Source organism: Bordetella tumbae (assembly GCF_054780995.1).
Genome location: NZ_BAAGVG010000012.1, coordinates 83,113 through 107,282, shown reverse-complemented (window position 1 = coordinate 107,282; position 24,170 = coordinate 83,113). Strand labels below are relative to the sequence as shown.

The window sequence follows — 24,170 nt, the reverse complement described above, 5'->3', positions numbered from 1 at the left end:
TGCGACGGCTCACTATCATGCCGGCACTGGCCTGCCGAGCGGGTGCAACGCCCGCTATCGCACCTGAATCTGATCCCTTGGCTTACAGAGTCAGGCGCTTCCCTCGGGGCCATCCAACACCATTGCGCATCATCGGCAACGCGCCGAATTTTAGTAATAAAAACAATTATCATTATTAGTGCAATAATTATTACTTACGCGTGAGTATCAACCGATGCTCTCCGCCGATCTCGTTCGCCCTCTCACCTCGCCGCATTTCACATCACGCCATGCCCTCGCCGCTGCTGCAACGTCCCCTTGCTTGCCTGATCGCACTCGTCCCTGCCCTCGCCATAGCGCAGCCCACCACGACAAACAGTACCGATGATGACGTCGCGCAAATGCCGGCGGTACAGATAACCGGCGATGACAACCCCGATGCGTTCAATCCGGTCGCCCCACCGCAAGTCAATAAATCCTCTGTTCCGTTATCTGAAACGCCCCAATCCATCACCGTAGTGCCACGCGCCGTACTCGACAGCCAACAGGCACAGACCCTGGCCGATGCCCTGCACAATGTGCCGGGCGTGGTCAGCAATCAATTTGGCCGCCGCGGCTGGGACGATTTGATCATTCGCGGTCAAGTGGCATCGGATTCCATTTTTCTGGACGGCCTGCGTGTCTCGGACAGCAACCGCGTCGCACAAGAATTGTTCGGCGTAGAGCAAGTGGAAGTCCTCAAAGGACCCGCGTCACTGCTGTATGGCCTGGTATTGCCGGGCGGACTGGTGAACATGGTGAGCAAACGTCCACAAGCCGAGGTCTTTGCCCGCGCCGATGTCACGGTGGCCAGCCATGATTTCTATCAGGGCACACTGGACATGGGTACGCCGCTTTCCGACAGCGGCAAGGCGGCGTTTCGCCTGAACGCACTGGCCATGAACTCACACGACGCGACCGACTACGTGTGGTTCAAGAATCGCTGGATCGCCCCCTCGTTATCACTCGACCTGGGCGCCGCCACCGACTTTACGATTTTGGCCAGCTACCAAGAACGCCGCTACATCCGCCAGCAGGGTTTGCCGCTGGCGGGCTCGGTATTGCCCAATCCATTGGGCAGCATTGCTCGCAACCGATTCATCGGCGAACCCGACCAGGACCCTTATCGGGCATTTCAGAGCCGCATCGGCTATGCCCTCACCCATCGCTTTGCCAACGGTTGGACCGTCAACCAAAACCTGCGCTGGCAACAGTTCTCGGTCACGGGGCAGTTGATCGCCAACGGCACGCTGAATGCGGACAATCGAACCCTGCGGCGCACCGCGACAGACCAGGCCTGGGATGGTGACACCTTTTCGCTCGACACCAATGCTCAGCGCCTTTTCGACACCCCGCTGGGCCGTCACACCATCACTGTCGGGGTCGACTATCTACGTTCGCGGGAAAACGCGCTGTCGTATACCTGCAGCGTAGGTTCGCTGGATGTTTACGACCCCGTCTACGGGAGCGCTATCTCGTGCCCCGCCAACCCCCGGACCGATACGACCTCGACATTACGCGCATTGGGCGTCTATCTGCGCGATCAGATAGCGTTCGGTGAACGCTGGCAGCTCGTGGCAGGCTTGAGGCGCGACCAGGCCGCGACCTACTCCACCAATCATTTGAATGGCGAACGCGCGGACAACCCATCTCAAGCCACGACAGGATCTGCAGCACTCATGTACGAAATGTGGCCCGGTGTGCGCCCCTATATCAGCTATGCAACCTCGTTTTTTCCCAACAGCGGGACCGACGTCGACGGTAATGTGTTCGATCCCGAAAAAGGATCACAATGGGAAATCGGCGTGAAATTCGATCTGGATGACGGGGCTACCAGCTTGACGCTGGCCGCCTTCGATTTACGCCGCCGCAGCGTCCTGCAATCCGACCCCTTCAACGACGGCTTCAGTATCGCCGTAGGTGAACAACGTACCCGGGGCGCGGAAATCGGCTTTGCGTCCGACCTGGGCAACGGCCTGAGCCTGATGGGCGGCTACGCCTATACCGCTGCCGTCATCACCGACGATGGCGGACAATCACCCTCCACTGAGGGAGACTGGCTGGACAACGTGCCACGGCACAGTTTCAACCTGACGGCGCGTTATCGCCTGCAGGACCGACTGCTAGGCTGGGAACTGAACGGCGCCGTACGCGGAGAAAGCCCCCGTCATGCCTACGGGTACGAAATTCCCGGTTACGCCGTCGCAGACGTCGGCGTCGCGTATCACGCGGCACATTGGCGGGCCGCACTGACGGTGCGAAACCTGTTCGACAAGGATTACTTCACCGGAGGCTTGCGTAACGCCGTCGCGCTGGGGGATGGCCGCACCGCCATGCTGACGCTGGGGTATCAATATTAGGCCTGGGCCTCACACCTCGCGTTCCTCGGTCTTGAGGTTATTGTCGCGGGCGAAATCCACCACGAATTTGTAAGCCAGGGGCTCCAGTTCCCGCAGCCGCAGATCCACCACCACTCCCCGCACCCCATCGATCAACATGGGTAAAACATAGGGCGAATAAGTCAAGTGGCTGCCGGCCGAGCCAGGCGGCCGGAACTGGGCCATCACGCCGGCCAGGCGCTCGGCCCAATCACTGGGACGAAAACGGGAGCCACTCTCGGTGACACCGTGAATAACGAATTGTTTGACGCGATTTGTCATGAATTTTTCACCACGGGCGGCGTGCGCTGCGTCCGGATCGGACAAACGACAAAGATGCGGCCCGCGCCGCGAATTGTATATGATTGATGTTTTGGCTTCGCCCTTTTCATCATGACACCTCCTGCGCACCAGACTGGCCCGTTGCGGCACTTCCTGCAGTTCCGGGACTTTTCCCCCAGTGAAATCGCTTATGTTCTCGACCGCGCCCGCTTGATCAAAGACAAGTTCAAGCGCTACGAGCCCCATATGCCTCTGCATGACCGTACTCTGGCCATGGTGTTCGAGAAAGCCAGCACCCGTACCCGCGTCTCGTTCGAGGCCGGGATGTACCAAATGGGCGGCTCTGTCATCAACCTGACTTCCAACGATTCGCAGCTGGGCCGCTCCGAGCCCATCGAAGACACGGCCCGCGTGATTTCTCGCATGGTCGACATTGTCATGATCCGCACGTTCGAGCAGACCCGCATCGAACGTTTTGCTTCGCACTCGCGCGTGCCCGTCATCAACGGGCTGACCAACGAATTCCACCCTTGCCAGATTCTGGCCGACATCTTTACCTACATCGAGCACCGCGGCCCTATCGCCGGCAAGACCGTTGCCTGGATCGGTGATGCCAACAACATGTCGTACACGTGGCTGCAGGCGGCCGAAATGTTGGGCTTTACGCTGCATGTGTCGACGCCGGCCGGCTATGAGCTCGAGTCTAACCGCATCGGCACCCCGCCGGAGGGCGTGTTGCGCCAGTTCGCCGACCCCATCGAGGCCTGCCGCGGCGCTCACCTGGTGACGACCGACGTCTGGACCAGCATGGGCTACGAGGCCGAAAATGATGCTCGCCGTGCCGCTTTTGCCGACTGGTGCGTTGACGCGGAAATGATGGCTGCCGCCGATCCCCAGGCCGTGTTCATGCACTGCCTGCCCGCTCACCGGGGCGAAGAAGTCACCGGTGAAGTCATCGACGGGCCGCAAAGCGTTGTCTGGGATGAGGCGGAAAACCGCCTGCATGTGCAGAAAGCGCTGATGGAATTCCTGCTGCTGGGAAAAATTGACTGAAAGTGAGCTCGGGTGCGAGGCTCGGTTGAGTTCTTGTGCTTGGGCGTGTGGCTTTGACGTCTTGGGGCGGCGGGAAAAGCGAGTTCTTGAGCCGTTTGCCGCAGCCGGGGCGCCGTGGCGGACAGGCCTGGTCGGCTGACTCATCCCCTCAACGGGGACTCGGCCTACGTCCGTGAACCATCGGCGGGCCGGGGGCCAAACTCGCTCCGCTGCGCTCCACTCAAACATGGCCCCCGGACTGCCCCCGCCGATGGTTCACGGACTCGGCAGCCTCCGACAGGCCTGCCCGCCACTGCGCCCCGGCTGCGGCAAACTCACAGCTAGGAACGGCTGCTTTTGCTGCTCTCTAGGGAGTTGGAAGGTGGATGCTTAAACCAGAAGCGCCGCGCCCAGTGGTAGGTTACGACCACTCACAGTAAACGCGTTAAAATGGAAGATTCCGCATACGCGCCGCTTGGCTTTGCCTTGCTCAACGCGTCTGGCGGTTCTTCTTTCGTTTCATTCGTCGTCGTCCCGTAGGCGATTTACACACCATGACCACTATTCTTCCCAATCTGCCCATCGGCCAGAAAGTCGGCATCGCCTTTTCGGGCGGCCTGGATACCAGCGCGGCCCTGCTGTGGATGCGCAATAACGGCGTCGTCCCCTACGCGTACACCGCCAACCTGGGCCAACCCGACGAATCCGACTACGACGAAATTCCGCGCAAAGCCCTGGCCTACGGCGCTGAAAGCGCCCGCCTGATCGACTGCCGGCCGCAGCTGGTTGCCGAGGGCATCGCTGCCCTGCAATCGGGCGCGTTCCATATTTCTACTGGCGGCATCACTTATTTCAACACCACGCCCATTGGCCGCGCCGTCACCGGCACCATGCTCGTGGCCGCCATGAAGGAAGACAACGTCAACATCTGGGGCGATGGCAGCACGTTCAAAGGCAACGACATCGAGCGTTTCTACCGCTACGGTCTGTTGACCAACCCGGACCTGAAAATCTACAAACCCTGGCTCGATCAGCGCTTTATCGACGAGCTCGGCGGCCGCTCGGAAATGTCCGAGTACATGCGTCAGGCCGGCTTCGACTACAAGATGTCCGCGGAAAAAGCCTACTCGACCGACTCCAACCTGCTGGGCGCTACGCACGAGGCCAAAGACCTCGAGCACCTGAACTCCGGCATCCGCATCGTCAAGCCCATTATGGGCGTGGCGTTCTGGCGCGATGACGTCGCCGTCAAAGCCGAGGAAGTCACCGTCCGTTTCGAAGAAGGCCAGCCCGTTGCGCTGAACGGCGTCGCGTACGACGATCCCGTCGAACTGATGCTCGAAGCCAACCGCATCGGCGGCCGTCATGGTCTGGGCATGAGCGACCAGATCGAGAACCGCATCATCGAAGCCAAGAGCCGCGGCATCTACGAAGCCCCGGGCATGGCCTTGCTCTTCATCGCTTACGAGCGCCTGGTCACCGGCATTCACAACGAAGACACCATCGAGCAATACCGCGAGAGCGGCCGCAAACTTGGCCGTCTGTTGTACCAAGGCCGCTGGTTCGATCCGCAAGCCATCATGCTGCGCGAAACGGCCCAGCGCTGGGTCGCCCGCGCCGTCACGGGTGAAGTCACCCTGGAACTGCGCCGCGGCAACGACTACTCTATCCTGAACACCGAGTCGCCGAACCTGACCTACGCGCCCGAGCGCCTGTCGATGGAAAAGGTGGAAAACGCCCCGTTCACCCCCGCGGACCGTATCGGCCAGCTGACCATGCGCAACCTCGACATCACCGACACGCGCGCCAAGCTCTTCACCTACGTGCAAACCGGCCTGCTGGCCGCCTCCGGCACGGCATTGCCCCAGTTGAAAGACAACGGCAAGAAGTAAACATCCTCCCATAAAAAAACCGCACTGATGTGCGGTTTTTTTGGCCCGGATCATTTCGATTTCGACAGTTATCAAGCCGCGACGGCCAGCCACCTCTACGAGTTTCTGCCGGTCGCCCGGGAGCCGCGCCGGGCCGTTGAGCGCGGATCCCAGTCCGCGAAGCGGACCGAGGCCCCTGGTCATGGGCCGAGTCCGCGCGATAGGCCCGGCGCGGCTTCCGGGCGACCGGCAGAAACGGCTAAAAAAACTCCGCCACCAGGCCAGCAAACACTCCCTCGTCGCCTAGAACAAAGCTCCACAACACACGTAACCACCCACGCAGCCCCGCTTAAACCTCGACCTGCATCCCCATCTCCACCACACGATTCGGCGGAATCTTGAAAAACTTCGTACTACGCGTCGCATTGCGCGCCATGAACGCAAACACCCCGCGCCGCCAGCGCCACATCGCAGGCCTTTTCGCCGCAACAACGGTTTGACGCGACAAGTAATACGACGTCCGCATAGGCTCCAGATCAATTTCCGGGTAAGCCTCGGCCACATGCCTCAAGACATCAGGCACATTGGGATCTTCTTTAAACCCATAATCCACCACAACCTGCCAGCACGAGGCACTGATCTGTTCGACCGTAAAGCGCTCGGGCGCCGACACATACGGCACATCCGCCACCGCGACCGTCAAGAACAGCACATGCTCGTGCAGCACTTTGTTGTGCTTCAAGTTGTGCAGCAACGCGGCCGGCACCAGGCCTGGGCTCATGGTCATGAAAATCGCCGTGCCTGGCACCCGCGCAGGCGGATACTCCTCGAGCTGCACCATGAATTCTTTCAACGGCTGTTGATCGCGGCGCTGCTGCTGGGCCAGCAATTGGCGGCCCCTTCGCCACGTCATCATCAAGGAAAAGACGATCGCGCCCACCAGCAAAGGCAACCAGCCGCCTTCGTGGATTTTGAAAATATTGGCGCCGAACAGCAGAATATCTACTATCAGCAACACGCCGAGCGTCGCCAACCACAACACCCGCTTGCCGCCGGTCGCACCGCGCGGCAACACCGCAAACGCCAGTACCGTTGTCACCAACATGGTGCCAGTGACCGCAAAACCATACGCCGCAGCGAGGTTTTCGGAATCCTGGAACACCAGGACCAGAATCAACACTGACACGAGCAGCAACGCATTCACCTGCGGCAAATAAATCTGGCCCTTTTCGACCGCGGACGTGTGCAAAATCTGCATCTTCGGCCAAAACCCTAACTGCACTGCCTGGCGCGTCACCGAGTACGCACCGGAAATCACGGCTTGCGCCGCCACGACCGTGGCAATGGTCGCCAAGATCACCAGGGGCACCAGCCCCCACTCCGGCGCCATCAGGAAAAAGGGATTGCGGATGGCTTGCGGGTCGCGCAGCAACAATGCGCCTTGACCGAAATAACACAGCACCAAAGCCGGCAATACCATCGAGAACCAGGCACGGCGAATCGCAGGACGGCCAAAATGGCCCATATCGGCATAAAGCGCCTCGGCCCCTGTCAGCGCCAACACCACTGCGCCCAGCAACAGGAAACTACCCAAGGGAAACTCATCGATGAAGCTCAGCGCCCACGCGGGATTCAAGGCCTGCAATATCTGAGGAGCTTGCCAGATCTGCCATCCCCCCAATAGCGCCAGCGTCGTAAACCACAACGCCATGATGGGGCCAAACAGCTTGCCCATGGCCCCGGTGCCTTTCGACTGAATCACGAACAGCAATATCAGGACCACCAGCGCCAACGGGACGATCCAGGGATCCAGCGTATGCGACACCACGCCGATACCTTCCAACGCTGACAACACCGAAATCGCCGGCGTAATCATGCTATCGCCATAAAACAGCGATGCCCCGAAAATCCCCAGCACCACCAGCAGCCACCGAGAGCGATCCGACCGCCCGCGTACAGCCAGCTCCAGCAATGCCAGTGTGCCACCCTCGCCCCGGTTATCGGCGCGCAGCACCAACATGACGTACTTGAACGAGACGACCAGCATCAACAGCCAGAACAGAATCGACAGCACACCCAGAATGTGATCAGGTTCAACATCGGCAAAGCCGACCAGACAGGCGCGCAAGGTATACAGCGGACTGGTGCCGATATCACCATAAACCACTCCCAGCGCCCCCAGCATCAGCATCGCTTTGGACGACGCAGCGTGCTCATTGCCCGATGAAATAGTGCCCTGCACAGGCGAACTCATCCGTTACTCCCAGTGAGTCAAACAGTACGATCCTGACGGGTCAATTGCGCCCCTTTGCGAGGGCCGGGAAAAGCGACAGACAAACGCGTACCGGGATATTCAGGCCGGCTGGTCAGTTTCCACCATGCGCCATGCGCATGGGCAATCTCGCGCACAATGGCCAGCCCCAATCCCGAACCGCCGGCACTGGTGCCGGGCGAACGATAAAACGCCTCGAACACGCGCTCGCGTTCCTCGCCAGGGATTCCCGGACCGTCGTCCTCGACAACCAATGTCGGCGGATTCTCACCGACCGTCAGCGTGATACGACCGCTGCCATTACCATAACGCACGGCGTTATCGATCAGATTGCCCAGCAACTCATCCAGCAACAATGGATCGCCATCAATCCAGACAGGATGATCCGGCGCCACCAGATCGATATCAAAATGCGCCGCATGAGCATGCGGTATCCATTCCGCACCGCTCACCCGCACCCATTCACACAGGTCGATGCGGACGAAACTGTCCTGCGGACGCGCGTTTGGATCCGACCGCGCCAATACCAGCAGTTGCTGCCCCAGCCGGATCATGCGATCGCTGACGGCTTTGATGCGTTCGGCACGCGCCCGCACATCGTCCGGCAGCGGACGCGCCAACATCAGCTCGGATTCCATCCGCAGCCCGCTCAACGGCGTACGAAGTTGATGCGCGGCGTGGCCGATGAATCGGCGCTGCGCAGCCAATGAAGCATCCAGACGCAACAACAGATCATTGGTGTGCGTCACCAAAGGCGCGATCTCGGCCGGCACCCCCGCAACCTCCAGCGGCTGCATATCGTCGATAGATCGCTGGCGGATTTCTTCGGATAGATGGTTGACCGAACGTAATCCGGATCGCACACCCTGCACAATCACAGCGGCGAATACCCCCACCAGCACCGCCTGGCCGAGGACCATGACCCAGAAAAAATCCTCCAGCATCCAGCCGGCCATATCGAACTTATGGCTGATGACCCAGGTTGCCAGCAAATCCAGCGCCACCAGCACCAGGATGGGCGGCAGCAGCCGTTTGACCAGATAGCGTGCCAGCGAGCCGCGCGGAAAATGCCAGCGCCCCGTCGCAGGTGCATCGGAAATAGAGGAATGTGAATCCAGCATAGTGGAAGACGCAGGTCGGGGCACGGCGTGCGCGGACCTGCGATGGGTATTCACGCTGCTTGCGTTTCCAGCATATAGCCGAAACCCCGTACCGTCTGGATACTGGCGCCCGTGCCTTCGAGGCGCTTGCGCAAACGGTAGACGTAGACTTCAACAGCGTTTTCGCTAAAGTCTGCGTCCCAGGCGGACAGAGAATTGACGATCTGGCGCTTGGTCACGACGCGTCCCGCGCGGGCCATCAGCATTTCCAATACGGAAAGCTCACGCACCGACAGGGACAAGCGCTGACCGTTGGCGCGGACCTCGCGGCCGACCGTGTCGAAACTGAGCGTACCCGCCTCGATCAACGGCTGCGCCTGACCCGAGCGGCGGCGCCCGAAAACACGTACGCGTGCGGCCAGCTCAGGCAAATCAAAGGGTTTGGTAACGTAGTCGTCCGCCCCGGCATCCAGCCCCGCCACGCGATCGTCCAGCCCATCGCGGGCCGTCACGATCAACACGGGAACCTGATTGCCGTCCTGGCGCAACTGCCGCAACACATCCAACCCGCTGCGGCCCGGCAGATTCAAGTCGAGCAATAGCAGATCGTAGGTCTGCCCGGCCAAGGCGCCCAGCACCTTGTCACCGTCCGTTAACCAATCGACCGCATAACCCTGGTCGGCCAAAAACTCCTGGAGCGCGTGGCCCAGGGTCATGTCGTCTTCGATTACAAGTACTCGCATGGCGGAATTCTAGCGCGAAGTATGGTTTAGAAGAAATTCGGCTTGAGGCGCCCGGCCGTGTCTGCCGCAGTTAAAGGGTGAGACAGGCGCTGCCAAGGCACTGGAAACCAAGCGTCGAATCCGCGACATGATATGCCAAGGCACTGGAATGCACTGCGTCAAACTTGTGACAGTTGTGCCCAGATGCCGATACGGGACGTGCGGGCTAGCTGCCTCGATGACAAAGCGCTGAAACGCAACGTGCCAGACCCAATGAGTCTGGCACGTTTTGGGCATGAACATCGCAGCGTGCGTCATGCCGAGGTCGGCAGCGGTTTACTGTGCCGCAGCGGGCGCCGGTGCCGCAGGCGCGGCAGACGGTGCGGGCGATCCGCTAGACGGCGTTCCGGCGCCAGCGGGTGCGCCGCCTGGCGCAGCACTGCCTGGTGCCGCCGCCGGCGCGCCGCTCTGGGCCGCTGGCGTGGTAATAAAGCCAATCCGCGACAATCCCGAGCGCCGCGCTGCCGCCATGACCTTGGCCAAGGTCTCATAACGCGTATTCAGGTCGGCACGAATGCGCAGTTCGGGCTGTGGCTTGGTTTGCGCTATCGTATAAAAACGGTTGGGCAGGTCATCCATCGCCACGGGCTTATCGTCCCAGAACAACGCCCCGGCGGGATCAATAGCCAGATCCACGCTCTTGGGTTCCTGGTCGATCGGTTCAGAACTGACCTGCGGCATATTGATGCGCACCGAATGCGCCATCAACGGTGCCGTGATGATGAAAATCACCAACAGCACCAGCATCACGTCGATCAGCGGCACCATGTTGATTTCCGACACCGCGTGGCTGCCCGGACCTTTGCTGTCAAAGCTGCCAAAAGCCATTATTCCGCTCCTCGGCCATTCCCGCCCTGGCCATGACGGCGCAGTGCACGCACTTTGCCATCAGACAACTCCACCTGCTGGCCCGTGCTCAGGAAGGCAAACAAATCATGCGCAAACGCGTCCAGACGCGACAGGAACACGCGGTTATTACGTACAAATGCGTTATAGGCCAACACCGCCGGGATCGCGACTGCCAGACCCAGACCGGTCATGATCAGCGCCTCGCCCACCGGGCCGGCAATACGGTTGATCGTCACCCCGTCGGCCAGGCCGATACCGACCAGCGCGTGGTACACCCCCCACACCGTGCCGAACAAGCCGACAAACGGCGCCGTCGAGCCGACCGACGCCAACACCGTCAAACCATTTTCGAGCTTGGCGGTTTCCTCGTCGATGACTTTACGCATCGTGCGCGTCACAAACTCGCCATTGGCGCCCGACTCTTCGAGCTTGGTCGCCCCGAATTTGGCGTGGTGAGCCTGCGCATGCATGGCATGGCTGGCCAAATGCGAGAACGGATCACGCGCACCATGCGTCACGATCTCGTTCTCCACCTGTTCCAACGAACTGGAATTCCAGAACTTGTTCAGGAAATCGGAAGCACGGCGGCGCATGCGCACATTGCTGACACACTTCACCAGGATCAGATACCACGTCACCAGCGACATGATGATCAGGATGGCGAACAAGGTCTTGCCGACAAAATCGCTCTGCGCGACAAAATGCAGGAAACCCATGTCCGGCACCGTGGGCAGGGGCGGCAGCGCGCCGGCGGCCTGCTGCAACGTATCGCCTGCCTGCGACAAGGCGGGACCTGCCTGATGGAGTGCATCGGCGGCTTGTTGCGCGCCAGGCACAGCAGGAGCGGCGCCGGAAGCGGCAGGCGTCACAGCACCTGCGGCGGGCGCAATGCCCGAAGCAGCCGGAGCGGCCGAGCCTGCAGCCGCCGCAGCGCCAGAGGCTGCAGGCGCCGTCGGCGTGGTGCTTGCCTGCGCCACCAAAATGGCATTATGCATAGCGTTAGACATCTCAGTTCCTTAGTACGAAATCGAACGGTAATTTGGCCTTGGCGGGATAAGGCACGCCATTGCGCATCAGGGGTTTAAAGCGTGCTTTACGCGCCGCTGCCAGGGCAGACTCATCCAAACGATCAAAGCCCGAGCTCTTATCCACCGTTGCCTTTTCCACGACACCGATGGTGTTGATCTCGACCAAAATCACGACCCGCCCTTCTTCACGAAAGCGTTTGGACATCGTCGGGTAGTTCGGCATCGGACGACGCCCCGCATACTCGACACTGGACACCAGGATCGGCTCGTCCGGCGGCGGCCCCTGGACCGGAGCCTGTGTCACCTTGGCCCCTTCGGGCGTACCCGTAGGCGGGGCCTCGGATGGCGGCGTAGGCTTGGGCGGCTTCGGTTTCTCGACCGGCTTTTCGACCTTGGGTTTAGGTTTGGGCTTGGGTTTCGGTTTGGGCTTTGGCTTGGGAGCAGGCTCCACCGGCTTTTCGATAACCGGTTCCGGCTCGGGCTCAGGTTCGACCACGGGCTCGGGCTCCGGCTCTGGTTCGGGCTCTATCTCCGGCTCCGGCTCTGGAGGCGGCGGTTCCACCTCTGGCTCTGGCGGCGGCTCTGGTTGCGGCTCAACGGTAGGTTCAGCCTTTGCAATTTCAGGCACCGGCGCTTCAATGACGCTGACCATCACCGCTTCGGGTTCCAGCAGCTCAGGCGGAGTTTCGTCGGGCATCCAGTAAATCGCCCCTACCACCGCCAAATGCACTGCCAGCACCGTGAGACCGGCGCCAATACGCAAAGCAGCGGAGGATTGTGGACCAGAAGACCAACCGTGTTGAAGACGAGGCATGAATCAGCCAAAAAACGTCGAAGTGTCGGCCGGCCACGCAACCGGCACCACGCCGGAAACGCCAAAACCGGCAAATTCCAAGTCCGACATGATATCTTAAATGCGAATGATTCGCACACGCTTCTATGCAAAAAGCCGCCGCCCTGGTCTGAGCGTTACGCCCGGCGGCACGTAAACCAAATGCAGACCGGCCATGAAGCACGGTCAACCACCCCTGCCCCGTACCGCCCGAAACCACTCTGCCCTATGGCGGGCGCTTGGCCAGTGCCCCACGAAACACCGCACACTCTACCGATCGATATGCCCTAAATCCCGCTGAGGATCGAGGCGATCGCGTACACGTTGTTTCAATATTTTGGCATCCGGGAACCCTCCGTCCACCGTGCGGTCCCAGATGAGGTCGCCATCGTAATGAATACGGAAAACGCCGCCGGTGCCAGGCACCAAGGCCACCGATCCCAGATCGGTGCTGAACGTAGACAGCAGTTCCTGCGCCATCCACCCGGCACGTAATAGCCACTGGCACTGCGTGCAATACGTGATCGTTATTTGAGGATGATTTGATTCGACAGTCATGAAACACTCCGGGCCAGACTCTACGGCAATCCCACTTGATGCCACAGCCGCCAGTATGCTTGCGCCAGCGAGTGGCCGGCAACCGTCCCTCATTGCAGCGCAGCAGTGCGCATCGAATCGCAATACAATAGGGTCTGCTTGCCTATCCCAGGGCGTCGCCCCTGCTTTGCCCCATCACTGCAGGTCCTTGCCTCTCCAGAGCCCTCGCGCCTGGCGTTCGCGCCTTCGCTTGGCCCTGACTTTTGTTATGCCTGGTAGTTCCGCCAATTCGTTCCTGCGCTCTCTATGCACATTACGATGGCTGGCCATCGCTGGTCAGGCCACGACGGTGCTCGTCGCCAGCGAGCTGCTGGACCTGGAATTACCCCTGGCCGCCCTCTGGAGCGGCATCGGCATTCTGGTGGCATTCAACCTGTATGCCACGCTGCGAGTGCTGCACAGCCGCGGTGAGATCTCCCCTGCTGTCGCCTTCGCCCACCTGCTCGTCGATATCATCGTCCTGGGCTGGATGGTGGGCTGGAGCGGCGGCATCCATAACCCCTTTGGGCTGATGTTCCTGATCCTGATCGCGCTGGCCGCCTTGGCGTTGCCGCGCAGTTGGGCTTTGGCCGCAGCGATGGCCTGCCTGATCGGCTACCTCGTTTCGGGCTTATTGGGCCAGCCGCTCGAGGGTCACCATAACCCCTATGCACTCATCGTTTCGGGCATTGCCGCCAGTTTCCTGATCTCGGCCATGGTGGTTTTGTATTTTTCCACTCGCCTGGCGGCCGATCTGCGCAGCCGGGAACGCGAGCTGGCAGCCCTGCGCGAGCGTTTTACCCGCAACGAGGGCATCGTCGCTCTAGCCACCCATGCCGCCGCCATGGCGCACGAGCTCAACACACCGTTGGCCACCATGACCCTATTGGCCGACGAAATCGCCGCCGAAGTCGACACGGACGATCTGCGCGCCGACGCCGAGCTGCTGCGCCAACTGCTGGCGCTATGCCGCGAGCGCATCCGTAATCTGGCCGTGCCCACCGAGGTCGATCTCGTGCGCGAGGTCAGCCAATGGCGTCTCGTGCGCCCTACCATCGACTTGCATCGCACGGGCGAACTGCCCGCGGCGCTACGGGTCGAACCGTCGATTTCCCACCTGATACAAGCCCTGCTCAATAACGCCGCCGATGCCGGCGAAACTGCGGGTCACTCGCGGGTCGACCTGCACCTGGAATATCGCGACGGCGCCCTCGAAGGCGAAGTGCGCGATCACGGTCACGGCTTCGATCCCGACCATTCGCTGCTGCCCGCCACCAGCCTATTCAATAGCGAAAAGCCCGGCGGACTCGGCGTCGGGCTAGCCCTGTCACATGCCACCGTCGAACAGCTCGGCGGCGACATGACGATGGCCCCCGCCGAGGGCGGCGGCACCCGTATCCGTTTTCACTTGCCTCTGACGCCACTCGCGACGCGTGGCACCGGAACTCAATTATGAATGCCCCTGATGTCGGCCTATTGATCGACGACGATGAACTCTATGTGCGCACTTTGCAGCGCAGTCTGACGCGGCACCACCTGGACACTCGCGTCGCCACCAGCATTGCCGAGGCTTTGCGCGTAGCCGAAGAAACCCTGCCTGCTTTCGCGCTGGTCGATCTGCGCCTGGGCGAAGACTCCGGCCTCACTCTGATCCGGCCACTGCGTGCCTTGCGTCCCGACATGCGCATCTTGCTGGTCACGGGCTACGCCAGCGTGGCGACTGCAGTCGAGGCCATCAAGCGCGGCGCGGACGATTACCTGCCCAAGCCTGCCACCGCTCCCATGATCCTGCGCGCCCTGGGGATGGTAAAAGCCGAGTCGGCCGCAATTGAAGCCACCATGACGCCTTTGCATCGCCTGGAATGGGAACACATCCAACAGGCATTGCACGAATGCAGCGGCAACGTCTCCGCCGCGGCCCGGCTGCTGGGCATGCATCGACGCTCCTTGCAACGCAAGCTCGCCAAAAAACCCGGCCCCGAGCGTGATCTCGTCCTAGATTGAGTCGCCAGATAACCGTCCGGCGACATTCAGCGCGTTGACAGCCGCGCGCGCCAGCGGCCTGCGCCATCTCCGATCATTTCAGCCCCCACTCATCGAATCGCGTCGGATTCGGCGCCACCCCTCAAATTCAATGCGACACATTGTCGCACCCCTGCTGCTACGCACAAATACCTTGCCCTAATGGCGTTACTGCCGTTTACAATGCCCGCGCTTTTTCCGCGATGCGACCTTTCGTCGCAGGTTTGCGCCGCAACAAACGGCTAGCATTGCGGCTTCACCGCATCTTTGCGTCCTAATCAGACGCGTTGTGCATTCTTGCCGGCTTCGGCAATTAACCCTCAAGGTTGTACGTGAAACACCCCCACTTCACCACCGTCGGGCGAACGCTCGGTATTGGTGCGCTCATGCTGCTCAGCGGCTGCACAATGGAAGTGCTGTCGCCCAAGGGAGACATCGGCGCCCAGGAAAAAACGCTGCTTCTCACCTCATTGGGACTCATGCTCCTTATCGTGGTGCCTGTCATCATAATGACGCTGTATTTCGCCTGGAAATACCGAGCGAGCAATACCAAAGCGGTGTACATGCCGCGCTGGTCGCACTCGACGCGTATCGAAGTGGTCGTATGGACCATCCCCTGCATTATCGTGGCGATCCTGGGCGTGTTGACCTACAAGTCGACGCACGCGCTGGACCCCTACAAACCCATCGAGTCCTCGGTCAAACCGATCAACATCGACGTTGTATCGCTGGATTGGAAGTGGTTGTTCATCTACCCCGACTACGACATCGCGACTGTCAACCAGATTGCGTTCCCGGTCGATACGCCTGTCAATTTCCGCATCACCTCGTCGTCGTTGATGAACTCGTTCTTCATTCCGCAATTGGGTAGCCAGATCTACTCGATGGCCGGCATGGAAACCAAGCTGCACCTCATTGCTCGCGAAGCTGGCGACTACGCCGGGATCTCGGCCAACTATAGCGGCGCCGGCTTCTCCGGCATGCGCTTCCGCGCCATCGCGACCAGCAACGAAGGATTCCAGGACTGGATCAATCAGGCCAAGGCTGCCAACAACCCGTTGACGCCCGAGTCGTACCAAACCCTGGTTCAGCCTAGCGAACGTAACCCTGTCACGCTCTACTCCAGCGCACCGACCGGCATGTTCGACAACATCATGCACAACACGATGAGCAAGATAGCTGGCCTGGACCCGGCAAGCTGCACGCCCACGTCGCAGAATTTGATTGCAGGAAATAACTGATGTTCGGCAAACTCACACTAGAGTCCATCCCTTATCACGAGCCTATCGTCATGGTGACGATGGCCGCCGTGATCCTGGGTGGCGTTGCGCTGTTGGGCGCGATTACCTATCTGGGTAAATGGAAATATCTGTGGACCGAATGGTTCACCAGCGTTGACCACAAACGCATCGGTGTCATGTACATCATCGTTGCGCTGGTCATGCTCTTGCGCGGCTTTGCCGACGCCATCATGATGCGCGGCCAGCAGGCCGTCGCCGCTGCCGACGCTGTCGGTTACCTCCCCCCTCACCACTACGACCAGATCTTCACGGCTCACGGCGTCATCATGATTTTCTTCATGGCGATGCCTTTCATCACGGGCCTGATGAACGTCGTCGTGCCGCTGCAAATCGGTGCGCGCGACGTGGCCTACCCGTTCCTGAACTCGCTGAGCTTCTGGCTGTTCTGTGTCGGTGTCGTGCTGATGATGCTGTCGCTGTTCGTGGGCGAATTCGCTGCCACGGGCTGGCTGGCTTATCCGCCGCTTTCCGGACTGGAGGGCAGCCCGGGCGTCGGGGTCGACTACTACATCTGGGCGCTCCAGATATCAGGAGTAGGCACCACGCTGAGCGGCATCAACTTCGTCGTCACCATCCTGCGTATGCGTACGCCTGGCATGACCCTGATGAAGATGCCCGTCTTCACCTGGACTGCCCTGGTTACCAACATCCTGATCGTGGCTGCCTTCCCGGTGTTGGCCGGTACGCTGGCCCTGTTGGCGGCTGACCGCTATCTGGACATGCACTTCTTCACGAACGATCTCGGCGGCAACGTCATGATGTACGTGAACCTGATCTGGATCTGGGGCCACCCCGAGGTTTACATCCTGATCCTGCCTTGCTTTGGCGCGTTCTCGGAAATCATCGCCACCTACTCGAAAAAGCCCCTGTTCGGCTACAAGTCGATGGTTTACGCCACGGCGGCCATCGGTGTGCTCTCGTTCATGGTGTGGCTGCACCACTTCTTCACCATGGGTGCCGGCGCCAACGTCAACACGTTCTTCGGTATCGCCACGATGATCATCTCGGTCCCGACCGGGGTCAAGATCTTCAACTGGCTATTCACCATGTATCGCGGCCGTGTCGAAATGACCACTCCCGTGCTCTGGACCATCGGCTTCATGGTCACCTTCGTGATCGGCGGCATGACCGGCGTGCTGATGGCCATCCCGGGCGTGTCGTTCGTGTTGCACAACAGCTTGTTCCTGATTGCTCACTTCCACAACGTGATCATCGGTGGCGTGGTGTTCGGTTGTATCGCCGCCATGACCTACTGGTTCCCCAAGGCCTTTGGCTTCAAGCTCAATGAGCGTCTGGGCAAATACTCGTTCTGGTGCTGGTTCATCGGTTTCTACCTGGCCTTTATGCCCCTGTACATCCTGGGCCTGAAGGGCATGACGCGCCGTATCAACCACTACGACGACCCGACCTGGCAGCCTTACCTGATCGTGGCCTTCATCGGCGCTTGCTTCGTCGCCGCCGGTATTGGCTTCATCCTGCTGCAGATCTTCGTCAGCATCCGCGACCGCAAGAAAAACCTGGACACCACCGGTGATCCCTGGGGCGGCCGTACGCTGGAATGGTCGATCGCTTCGCCCGCACCGTTCTACAACTTTGCCCACCTGCCCAAGGTCGACCATCTGGATCAACACTGGGAAGACAAGGAAAACGGCACGGCCTATGCCCGTCCGGCCCGCTACGAAGACATCCATATGCCGCGTAACACCGGTGCTGGCGTCGTCATTGGCTTCTTTGGCCTGGTAATGACCTTCGCCCTGGTCTGGCACATCTGGTGGCTGGCCATCGTGGGCTTCGTCGGCATGATCGGTTCGTTCATCGTGCGCGCCTATGACCGCGACGTGGACTACTACGTGCCCGCAAAAGAAGTCGAGCGCATCGACTCCGCCCATCTTGCTTCTATTCAAAAGGCCGTCTGAGTCATGACTCACGCTGCAACATCCCTCCCCCACGGGTCCGGCGCTCACGCCGGACACCATGACGAGCATCACGATGATGGCTCCAAGACCGTAGTCGGGTTCTGGATCTATCTGATGAGCGACTTGCTCATCTTCGCCGTGCTGTTCGCCACGTTCGCCGTACTGTCCAACGCCACCGCCGGCGGCCCCACCGGCAAAGAGCTGTTCGAACTGCCGTTCGTGCTGGTCGAAACCATGCTGCTGTTGATCAGCAGCTTCACCTTCGGCATGGCCATGCTGAACATGCACGCCGGCAACAAGGGCCGCGTGATCGGCTGGCTCATGGTGACGTTCCTGTTCGGCGCAGGCTTTATCGGGATGGAAATCTATGAATTCCATCATCTGATCCACATCGGCGCCGGCCCCGATCGCAGCGCCTTCCTGTCGTCGTTCTTCACGCTGGTAGGTACGCACGGCCTGCACGTCACGTTCGGCCTGATCTGGATCATCGTCATGATCGACATGGTTCGCCGCCACGGTCTGGACTCGATCAACAAACGTCGCCTGGCGTGCCTGAGCCTGTTCTGGCACTTCCTGGACATCGTCTGGATCTGCGTCTTTACCTTCATCTACCTCATGGGAGCGATCTAATGTCGCACCACACGACTTCTACTGCAGGCCATGGTCACGGTGATCACGGCCACGACAGCGCCGATCACGGCTCGCTGAAGTCCTACATCGTAGGCTTCATCCTGTCCATCATCCTGACCCTGGGCTCGTTCGGTCTGCTCATGGTCGAAGGCGTCCCGCGCGGCATGATCCTGCCCGGCATCATCGTGCTGTGCGTGGCACAGCTGCTGGTGCAATTGGTGTTCTTCCTGCACATGGGCACCTCGAAGTCCCAGCGCGACAATCTGTCGGCTTTCATCTTCGCCGTGTTCGTGATCGCGATCATCGTGGTGGGCTCGCTCTGGGTGCTGCACAACATGAACGCCAACATGATGCACCCGATGCCCGGCATGTAATGCCAGGCGTGAATGTCATGCATCCCGATCAGCGTCACACTGCATTTGCCGAACTCGTTTTGCTCCGGTATACTGCCGTCCTCGTTGAACGTGATGCACGACATCACGCAGCACTCGGGGGTGCTTAGCTCAGTTGGTAGAGCGGCGCCCTTACAAGGCGTAGGTCACAGGTTCGACCCCTGTAGCACCCACCAGTCCCCCGAATAAAGCACCCGGCCACTGGGCTGGATGTGAAAAAGGCACCGGATTATTCCAGGTGCCTTTTTTGTTGCCCGGCCGCCCGCTTCGGCATGCCACTCGGAAAATCAAGGGAAGAAGCCTCGCGATGCAATTCCTTCGATGCTCGGCATCAATGCCTCCTCGCTCTGCCTGTTGCTAACGCGACACAGCCGAACGAATGAAATCCGACAAATCGCGATTAAAGCGGTCTGGCTCTTCGAGAAACGGCGCATGTCCCGAGGCCGCATACAGCTTGCTCTGAATCCGTGGGTTGAGGCTCTTGGCCCTAGCGATGCTGGGCTTGGCCTTCACCAGCGCATCCTGGGCGCCGTAGATCAGCAGCAACGGAACGTCGGCCTTGCTCAGCCCTCCGGCTGCGTCGACCGTCATTGATTGCACGGCACGTTGCATATCCCACGATGCCAGTGCAGCGTTAGCCAGCAGGAGTGAGAACGTGGCCGCATCGGGCTGGCGATGGAAGCACAGGCGCAGGAATGCGCGTTCACCATCCAAATGGGTTTTCAAGTCCGAAGCGATCATGTCGCGATAGACCTCGGGATGCGCCACGATCTGGTCGGGCTTCAGCTCGATCACGCCATCGACATATACGGCACCGGCGATCCCGCTGTCGCCGTAGGCGGCCAGGTAGTTCGATATCACAGCACCGCCTAACGACCATCCCACGAGCACCGGTTTGTGTGCGTGCGTCGATTCGATGATCGCGGCCAAGTCATCGGCCCACCGGCGTCCGTCAGTGTAGGAATCTGCTTCGGTCGGCTTGCCTGACCGGCCGTGTCCACGCAGGTCGTAGGTAATCAATCGGTAACGCTGAAATCGAGGGTCTTGCAGTTGCTTGGTCCAGTTCAGGCGGCTGCCAAGCAGGCCATGAACGAAGATGATGGGAGCGCCCTTGGGATCACCGGCTTCCTGCACGGCCAGCACCACGCCATCAGGCGCAGTGACGGTGTAGTCCTCGGTTCCGGCAAACGCAGCTGACGAGGCTGCCAGTAACGCGAGTCCCACGATCAGTGCGCCGAGCGCACTATGAAGCTTCGACAGAGACATGAACAAATACTCCTGGGTTTCTAGGATGCGCACAGTCTCAAGCCTCACATTGATGTGAGTGTCAAGCGGAAAAGTGGTATCGTGTTTCTATGTCCAAGCCTCAAGGCCCTATGACCATTGGCGAGCTTGCCCGCAAGACAGGGGCAAGCCTGCGCTCAATCCGGCATTACGACGACAACGGACTTCTGACCTCTGTACGCGCAGAAAATGGCTATCGTTTGTTCCCCCCGACAGCCGTGACGCAAGTTCGTCAGATCCAGAGGTTGATCGCCGCAGGCTTCAGCCTGGCGGAAATCCGCGGATTTCCCGATTGCATGCGCATGATCGAAGGCGCTGCGGCGTGCCCCGAAACGACCGAAGTGCAACGCCGACGACTCGCTTCCATAGAGCGACAGATTGCGGATCTTGAGCAGCGACGTGCACGACTCCGCGGGATGCTGACGGAAGGAGGCTAGCCCGCTTGGGCTGGCTGCCGCGACGCTCCCATGTGACGCGTGGCCCACACAGCCGCAGCCCCTTTGGCCCTTTGGCGATTTTCGCTAAGGGCTGGACATGCCATTTTTTTGCCTTGGGCCGCCCCAAGGCAAAAACGCCCCCTCGGGGGCAGCAAGCCGAAGGCGCAGCGTGGGTTTTTTTGCCAGACCGCCCTGCACTGCCGACAAACACAAAAGCCCTTGAATATTCAGCGCAGTGCGCTGCCTTCAAGGGCTTTCGTGTTTTGCGGCGATCTTGCTTGCCGCGGGATCATGACCGTCGATTAGTTGACGGCATCCTTCAGGGCTTTGCCCGGACGGAATTTCGGCACTTTGGCCTTTTTGATCTTGATGGTCTCGCCAGTGCGAGGGTTACGGCCCGTGCGAGCAGCGCGCGCCGACACAGCAAACGTGCCAAAGCCAACCAGCGTCACTGTGCCGCCCTTTTTGAGCGTGGTTTTTACGGCACCGATCAGGGCATCAAGCGAACGGCCGGCGGCAGCTTTGGAGATATCGGCCTTGCTGGCGATATGATCGATGAGTTCGGTTTTGTTCATTCAGGTTTACCCCTCAAGGTGTTGGTTCTGTCGGATGCGCGCCGACACCAGAACAATCAAGGTGCCAGCAAACGGAGGTAGATATGCTTCTTGGGCACTGCGCATATCTCAGTGCCCTGCCAAACGCAACGGCAAAATTGCTACGTCGCGGATGTCTTTCGCACCTGAGAAAGTGCTAAAACATCAGCGACGCAGGAACATATTAGGCCTCTCGTTGCGACGGCGTCAAGGGGAAAGGCTCCGCTGTAAGCCGCGTGGATACTAGCTCCCAGGTGTTTTCGTAATAAGCATCCAATCTACGCATATTTCCGCAATAATCCCGCAAGACGCTGCAAATCCACGGCGCGGCCCATCGGGCGCGCCAGTCTCAGCCCATGCAAGCCTGCAATGCCTGATCAAAATCGTGCAGCAGATCCGCTTGATCCTCGATCCCGACGGACACTCGGATCAGACTGTCCGCAATACCCATCTGGGCACGACGCTCGGGACCCATTTCATAATAAATCGTGTGCGCGGCCGGCAGCGCCAAGCTGCGGGTATCGCCCAGATGGGTGGCATTGAGCACGATCTGCAAATGATTCAGAAAATCAAAGCAATCGATTCCGTCTGCCAGCTCTACGCCCAGCAGCCCGCCAAATCGGCCACCGAACAAGGCTGCCGCACGCTCATGCTGCGGGTGGGTGGGCAGACCGGGGTAATGCACCTTGGTCACGCCGGGATGGGCGTCGAGCATTTGCGCCAGCGCCAACGCATTGCTGCAATGCGCCGCCATACGCAACGCCAGCGTTTCGGCGCCGATGGCAATGCGATGCGCAGAATCGGCCGACAGGGTGCCCCCCATGTCGCGCAGACCCTTCTTCTTGACCTGCAGCAGCCCCCAGCCGGTGGACGGACCTTTGCGGTAGCTATCGTAAATGTTGGGATAGCTTGCCCAGTCGTATAGCCCCGTGTCCGTAATCGATCCGCCGAGCGCATCGCCGTGACCGCTGATGTACTTGGACAAGGAGTTCATCACCAACGAAGCACCGGCCGAGCGGCCTTGGAACAACCAGGGCGAGGTCAAGGTATTGTCGATGACATACACGAGATTGCGCTCGCGGCACAGTTCGCCGATACCGGCGAGGTCCGCCAGCTGGGTGCCTGGGTTGGCGATCGTCTCGGTAAACACCATGCGCGTATTGGGCTGCAATGCCGCACGCACCTGATCCAGATCGGTGGGATCCACATAGGTGACCTCGACCCCCAATTCAATCAGGGTGCCCAACAGACTGTTCGTGTTGCCGAACACATACTGGCTGGACAGCAGATGATCGCCCTTGCGCAACAAGGTCGAAAACACCGCAGCCAGCGACGCCATCCCCGTGGCAAACGAGACGGTTGCCACGCCACCTTCCATGTGGGTGATTTTCGATTCCAGCGCAGTGGTCGTCGGCGTACCCTGGCGGCCATAGGTAAAGCCCGCCTTGCCCTGGAACACCGCCGCCAGCTCGCGCGCATCGGCGTAGGCAAACTCGGACGAGGTATGGATAGGCTTATGCACAGCGCCGTGCTCGACGGACAGGCGACGATCAGAATGAAGAATCGTAGTAGTAAAGCCGTTCTTATGCATGATGAATGACAGAAAAAAGTAAATGGCCGATGACGGCACGCCGGGCTGAGTTTGGCTCAGCCGTTCCAAGCAGTGCGCAAAGGACCCGGGAACACCCGACAGTCACCTTGCGTGTCACGCACAAAGTTTACGCTTGCCGCTGCCGCACGGATTCGTACAGGCACACGGCGCTGGCCACGCTGACGTTCAAGCTCTCGACAGAGCCCAGCATGGGAATGGTCACCAACTGGTCGCAGGTCTCGCGCGTCAGGCGGCGCATCCCCTCGCCTTCGGCGCCCATCACCCACGCCATGGAACGGCGGGCATCAACGGCATGGAGGCTTTCGCTCGCCTGATCATCCGTACCGACCACCCACACGTCACGCTCTTTCAGCGCGCGCAAGGTCCGGGCCAGATTCGTCACCGTGATGTAAGGCACCGTATCCGCCGCACCGCACGCCACGCGCTGCACCGTGCTGTTGAGCCCGACCGCGCGATCACGCGGCGCAATCACTGCATGCACGCCTGCCGCATCGGCTGTACGCAGGCATGCGCCAAGATTGTGCGGGTCAGTCACCCCGTCCAACACCAGCAACAGCGCGGGGCCTTCGATGGTATCCAATACCTCGTCGACATCCACCGCCAAGAGCCGTTCCTCGGCCAGCGCAACCACGCCCTGGTGGCGCGTCCCGCGCGCCAGACCGTCCAGCCGTTCCATTGTCACCGGATGCACGCGGCGCCCTGCGCGTTCGGCTTGCTCGATAAGCCCTTGCATGCGCTTGTCGCGGCGCGAGGCCTCGACGTAGATCTCTTTGACGGATTCGGGTGCGTGCCGCAGTCGCGCCACCACCGCGTGAAACCCCGCCAGGACTTGGGCTGACGCCATGAATATTCACCTTATATGCGTAAAGAAAGGCCGGCGCCAACGCGCCTGCCCGCCGGGCTGAATGCCTATGCATCACCTGGCGCAACCGTCATGTTACTGCGTGGCTCGCCAGCGTGCGC

22 protein-coding genes and 1 tRNA gene are annotated in these 24,170 nt (G+C 60.3%); 11 read left to right on the top strand and 12 right to left on the bottom strand.

The window, feature by feature from the left end:
* Positions 1-269: 269 nt before the first annotated feature.
* Positions 270-2,378 carry a TonB-dependent siderophore receptor gene (locus ACYVI2_RS11105; protein ID WP_415819944.1) on the top strand — a complete coding sequence of 703 codons (2,109 nt, stop codon included), beginning with the start codon at positions 270-272 and terminating at the stop codon, positions 2,376-2,378.
* Positions 2,379-2,387: 9 nt separating this feature from the next.
* Here ACYVI2_RS11105 and ACYVI2_RS11100 read toward each other — a convergent pair whose 3' ends face one another.
* Entirely contained in the window at positions 2,388-2,678 is a 291-nt protein-coding gene (locus tag ACYVI2_RS11100; protein WP_415819945.1) for a DUF3579 domain-containing protein, read from the bottom strand.
* Between the two features lie 111 nt (positions 2,679-2,789).
* Here ACYVI2_RS11100 and argF point away from each other — a divergent pair, with 111 nt between their 5' ends.
* Both argF and argG read left to right on the top strand, forming a co-directional pair.
* A complete protein-coding gene (gene argF, locus ACYVI2_RS11095; RefSeq protein WP_415819946.1) occupies positions 2,790-3,731 on the top strand; it encodes an ornithine carbamoyltransferase in 942 nt (313 codons plus the stop codon).
* A gap of 533 nt (positions 3,732-4,264) precedes the next feature.
* A complete protein-coding gene (gene argG, locus ACYVI2_RS11090; RefSeq protein ID WP_415819947.1) occupies positions 4,265-5,602 on the top strand; it encodes an argininosuccinate synthase in 1,338 nt (445 codons plus the stop codon).
* Between the two features lie 328 nt (positions 5,603-5,930).
* On the opposite strand, the gene ACYVI2_RS11085 is transcribed toward argG, so the two are convergent.
* The 7 genes from ACYVI2_RS11085 to ACYVI2_RS11055 form a co-directional block, all read right to left on the bottom strand.
* Entirely contained in the window at positions 5,931-7,835 is a 1,905-nt protein-coding gene (locus ACYVI2_RS11085) for a potassium transporter Kup (RefSeq protein WP_415819948.1), read from the bottom strand.
* A 17-nt stretch (positions 7,836-7,852) separates the two neighbouring features.
* A complete protein-coding gene (locus ACYVI2_RS11080) occupies positions 7,853-8,974 on the bottom strand; it encodes a sensor histidine kinase (protein WP_415819949.1) in 1,122 nt (373 codons plus the stop codon).
* A 50-nt stretch (positions 8,975-9,024) separates the two neighbouring features.
* On the bottom strand, positions 9,025-9,696 hold the full coding sequence (locus ACYVI2_RS11075; protein ID WP_415808101.1) for a response regulator transcription factor: 672 nt from the start codon (positions 9,694-9,696) through the stop codon (positions 9,025-9,027).
* 315 nt (positions 9,697-10,011) lie between these two features.
* Positions 10,012-10,563, bottom strand: coding sequence for an ExbD/TolR family protein (locus tag ACYVI2_RS11070; protein ID WP_415819950.1), 552 nt, complete (start codon positions 10,561-10,563; stop codon positions 10,012-10,014).
* Positions 10,563-11,591, bottom strand: coding sequence for a MotA/TolQ/ExbB proton channel family protein (locus ACYVI2_RS11065; protein ID WP_415819951.1), 1,029 nt, complete (start codon positions 11,589-11,591; stop codon positions 10,563-10,565). Before ACYVI2_RS11065 ends, ACYVI2_RS11070 begins: the two co-directional genes overlap by 1 nt.
* A gap of 1 nt (position 11,592) precedes the next feature.
* Entirely contained in the window at positions 11,593-12,426 is an 834-nt protein-coding gene (locus tag ACYVI2_RS11060) for an energy transducer TonB (protein WP_415819952.1), read from the bottom strand.
* A 288-nt stretch (positions 12,427-12,714) separates the two neighbouring features.
* Positions 12,715-13,002, bottom strand: a complete 288-nt coding sequence (locus ACYVI2_RS11055) for an Rdx family protein (protein WP_415819953.1) — start codon at positions 13,000-13,002, stop codon at positions 12,715-12,717.
* 247 nt (positions 13,003-13,249) lie between these two features.
* Here ACYVI2_RS11055 and ACYVI2_RS11050 point away from each other — a divergent pair, with 247 nt between their 5' ends.
* The 7 genes from ACYVI2_RS11050 (at position 13,250) to ACYVI2_RS11020 (ending at position 19,457) form a co-directional block, all read left to right on the top strand.
* Positions 13,250-14,476: an ATP-binding protein gene (locus ACYVI2_RS11050; protein ID WP_415819954.1), complete on the top strand. Its 1,227-nt coding sequence runs from the start codon at positions 13,250-13,252 to the stop codon at positions 14,474-14,476.
* Complete coding sequence (locus ACYVI2_RS11045; protein WP_415819955.1) at positions 14,473-15,024, top strand: response regulator transcription factor; 552 nt, start codon at positions 14,473-14,475, stop codon at positions 15,022-15,024. The genes ACYVI2_RS11050 and ACYVI2_RS11045 overlap by 4 nt, the downstream gene beginning before the upstream one ends.
* A 350-nt stretch (positions 15,025-15,374) precedes the next feature.
* On the top strand, positions 15,375-16,283 hold the full coding sequence (cyoA, locus tag ACYVI2_RS11040) for a ubiquinol oxidase subunit II (protein WP_415819956.1): 909 nt from the start codon (positions 15,375-15,377) through the stop codon (positions 16,281-16,283).
* Positions 16,283-18,259: a cytochrome o ubiquinol oxidase subunit I gene (cyoB, locus tag ACYVI2_RS11035; RefSeq protein ID WP_415819957.1), complete on the top strand. Its 1,977-nt coding sequence runs from the start codon at positions 16,283-16,285 to the stop codon at positions 18,257-18,259. Before cyoA ends, cyoB begins: the two co-directional genes overlap by 1 nt.
* 3 nt (positions 18,260-18,262) lie before the next feature.
* Entirely contained in the window at positions 18,263-18,889 is a 627-nt protein-coding gene (cyoC, locus tag ACYVI2_RS11030; protein ID WP_415819958.1) for a cytochrome o ubiquinol oxidase subunit III, read from the top strand.
* Positions 18,889-19,263 (top strand): cytochrome o ubiquinol oxidase subunit IV, encoded by a 375-nt coding sequence (gene cyoD / locus ACYVI2_RS11025; protein WP_415819959.1) that lies wholly within the window; start codon positions 18,889-18,891, stop codon positions 19,261-19,263. The genes cyoC and cyoD overlap by 1 nt, the downstream gene beginning before the upstream one ends.
* Before the next feature lie 118 nt (positions 19,264-19,381).
* Positions 19,382-19,457, top strand: a tRNA-Val gene (locus ACYVI2_RS11020).
* Between the two features lie 181 nt (positions 19,458-19,638).
* On the opposite strand, the gene ACYVI2_RS11015 is transcribed toward ACYVI2_RS11020, so the two are convergent.
* On the bottom strand, positions 19,639-20,547 hold the full coding sequence (locus ACYVI2_RS11015) for an alpha/beta fold hydrolase (RefSeq protein ID WP_415819960.1): 909 nt from the start codon (positions 20,545-20,547) through the stop codon (positions 19,639-19,641).
* Between the two features lie 89 nt (positions 20,548-20,636).
* Here ACYVI2_RS11015 and ACYVI2_RS11010 point away from each other — a divergent pair, with 89 nt between their 5' ends.
* Complete coding sequence (locus ACYVI2_RS11010) at positions 20,637-21,002, top strand: MerR family transcriptional regulator (RefSeq protein WP_415819961.1); 366 nt, start codon at positions 20,637-20,639, stop codon at positions 21,000-21,002.
* 302 nt (positions 21,003-21,304) lie between these two features.
* Here ACYVI2_RS11010 and ACYVI2_RS11005 read toward each other — a convergent pair whose 3' ends face one another.
* From ACYVI2_RS11005 to rlmB, 3 genes are all read right to left on the bottom strand, one after another.
* The gene (locus tag ACYVI2_RS11005) at positions 21,305-21,577 is read right to left on the bottom strand and encodes an HU family DNA-binding protein (protein ID WP_003812968.1); all 273 of its coding nucleotides are present in this window, start codon (positions 21,575-21,577) and stop codon (positions 21,305-21,307) included.
* A 367-nt stretch (positions 21,578-21,944) separates the two neighbouring features.
* Positions 21,945-23,186: a cystathionine gamma-synthase family protein gene (locus tag ACYVI2_RS11000; protein WP_415819962.1), complete on the bottom strand. Its 1,242-nt coding sequence runs from the start codon at positions 23,184-23,186 to the stop codon at positions 21,945-21,947.
* 127 nt (positions 23,187-23,313) lie between these two features.
* Positions 23,314-24,051, bottom strand: coding sequence for a 23S rRNA (guanosine(2251)-2'-O)-methyltransferase RlmB (gene rlmB, locus ACYVI2_RS10995; protein ID WP_094821769.1), 738 nt, complete (start codon positions 24,049-24,051; stop codon positions 23,314-23,316).
* Positions 24,052-24,170 lie beyond the last annotated feature (119 nt).

Bases quoted from the DNA above. Each gene is read 5' to 3' on its own strand.
- cyoC (WP_415819958.1), top strand. From the start codon at position 18,263: ATGACTCACGCTGCAACATCCCTCCCCCACGGGTCCGGCGCTCACGCC.
- cyoD (WP_415819959.1), top strand. From the start codon at position 18,889: ATGTCGCACCACACGACTTCTACTGCAGGCCATGGTCACGGTGATCAC.
- ACYVI2_RS11100 (WP_415819945.1), bottom strand. From the start codon at position 2,678: ATGACAAATCGCGTCAAACAATTCGTTATTCACGGTGTCACCGAGAGT.
- cyoB (WP_415819957.1), top strand. From the start codon at position 16,283: ATGTTCGGCAAACTCACACTAGAGTCCATCCCTTATCACGAGCCTATC.
- ACYVI2_RS11045 (WP_415819955.1), top strand. From the start codon at position 14,473: ATGAATGCCCCTGATGTCGGCCTATTGATCGACGACGATGAACTCTAT.
- ACYVI2_RS11080 (WP_415819949.1), bottom strand. From the start codon at position 8,974: ATGCTGGATTCACATTCCTCTATTTCCGATGCACCTGCGACGGGGCGC.
- ACYVI2_RS11065 (WP_415819951.1), bottom strand. From the start codon at position 11,591: ATGTCTAACGCTATGCATAATGCCATTTTGGTGGCGCAGGCAAGCACC.
- ACYVI2_RS11050 (WP_415819954.1), top strand. From the start codon at position 13,250: ATGCCTGGTAGTTCCGCCAATTCGTTCCTGCGCTCTCTATGCACATTA.
- ACYVI2_RS11105 (WP_415819944.1), top strand. From the start codon at position 270: ATGCCCTCGCCGCTGCTGCAACGTCCCCTTGCTTGCCTGATCGCACTC.
- ACYVI2_RS11085 (WP_415819948.1), bottom strand. From the start codon at position 7,835: ATGAGTTCGCCTGTGCAGGGCACTATTTCATCGGGCAATGAGCACGCT.
- argF (WP_415819946.1), top strand. From the start codon at position 2,790: ATGACACCTCCTGCGCACCAGACTGGCCCGTTGCGGCACTTCCTGCAG.
- ACYVI2_RS11075 (WP_415808101.1), bottom strand. From the start codon at position 9,696: ATGCGAGTACTTGTAATCGAAGACGACATGACCCTGGGCCACGCGCTC.
- ACYVI2_RS11060 (WP_415819952.1), bottom strand. From the start codon at position 12,426: ATGCCTCGTCTTCAACACGGTTGGTCTTCTGGTCCACAATCCTCCGCT.
- ACYVI2_RS11070 (WP_415819950.1), bottom strand. From the start codon at position 10,563: ATGGCTTTTGGCAGCTTTGACAGCAAAGGTCCGGGCAGCCACGCGGTG.
- ACYVI2_RS11005 (WP_003812968.1), bottom strand. From the start codon at position 21,577: ATGAACAAAACCGAACTCATCGATCATATCGCCAGCAAGGCCGATATC.
- ACYVI2_RS11055 (WP_415819953.1), bottom strand. From the start codon at position 13,002: ATGACTGTCGAATCAAATCATCCTCAAATAACGATCACGTATTGCACG.
- ACYVI2_RS11000 (WP_415819962.1), bottom strand. From the start codon at position 23,186: ATGCATAAGAACGGCTTTACTACTACGATTCTTCATTCTGATCGTCGC.
- ACYVI2_RS11015 (WP_415819960.1), bottom strand. From the start codon at position 20,547: ATGTCTCTGTCGAAGCTTCATAGTGCGCTCGGCGCACTGATCGTGGGA.
- argG (WP_415819947.1), top strand. From the start codon at position 4,265: ATGACCACTATTCTTCCCAATCTGCCCATCGGCCAGAAAGTCGGCATC.
- ACYVI2_RS11010 (WP_415819961.1), top strand. From the start codon at position 20,637: ATGTCCAAGCCTCAAGGCCCTATGACCATTGGCGAGCTTGCCCGCAAG.
- rlmB (WP_094821769.1), bottom strand. From the start codon at position 24,051: ATGGCGTCAGCCCAAGTCCTGGCGGGGTTTCACGCGGTGGTGGCGCGA.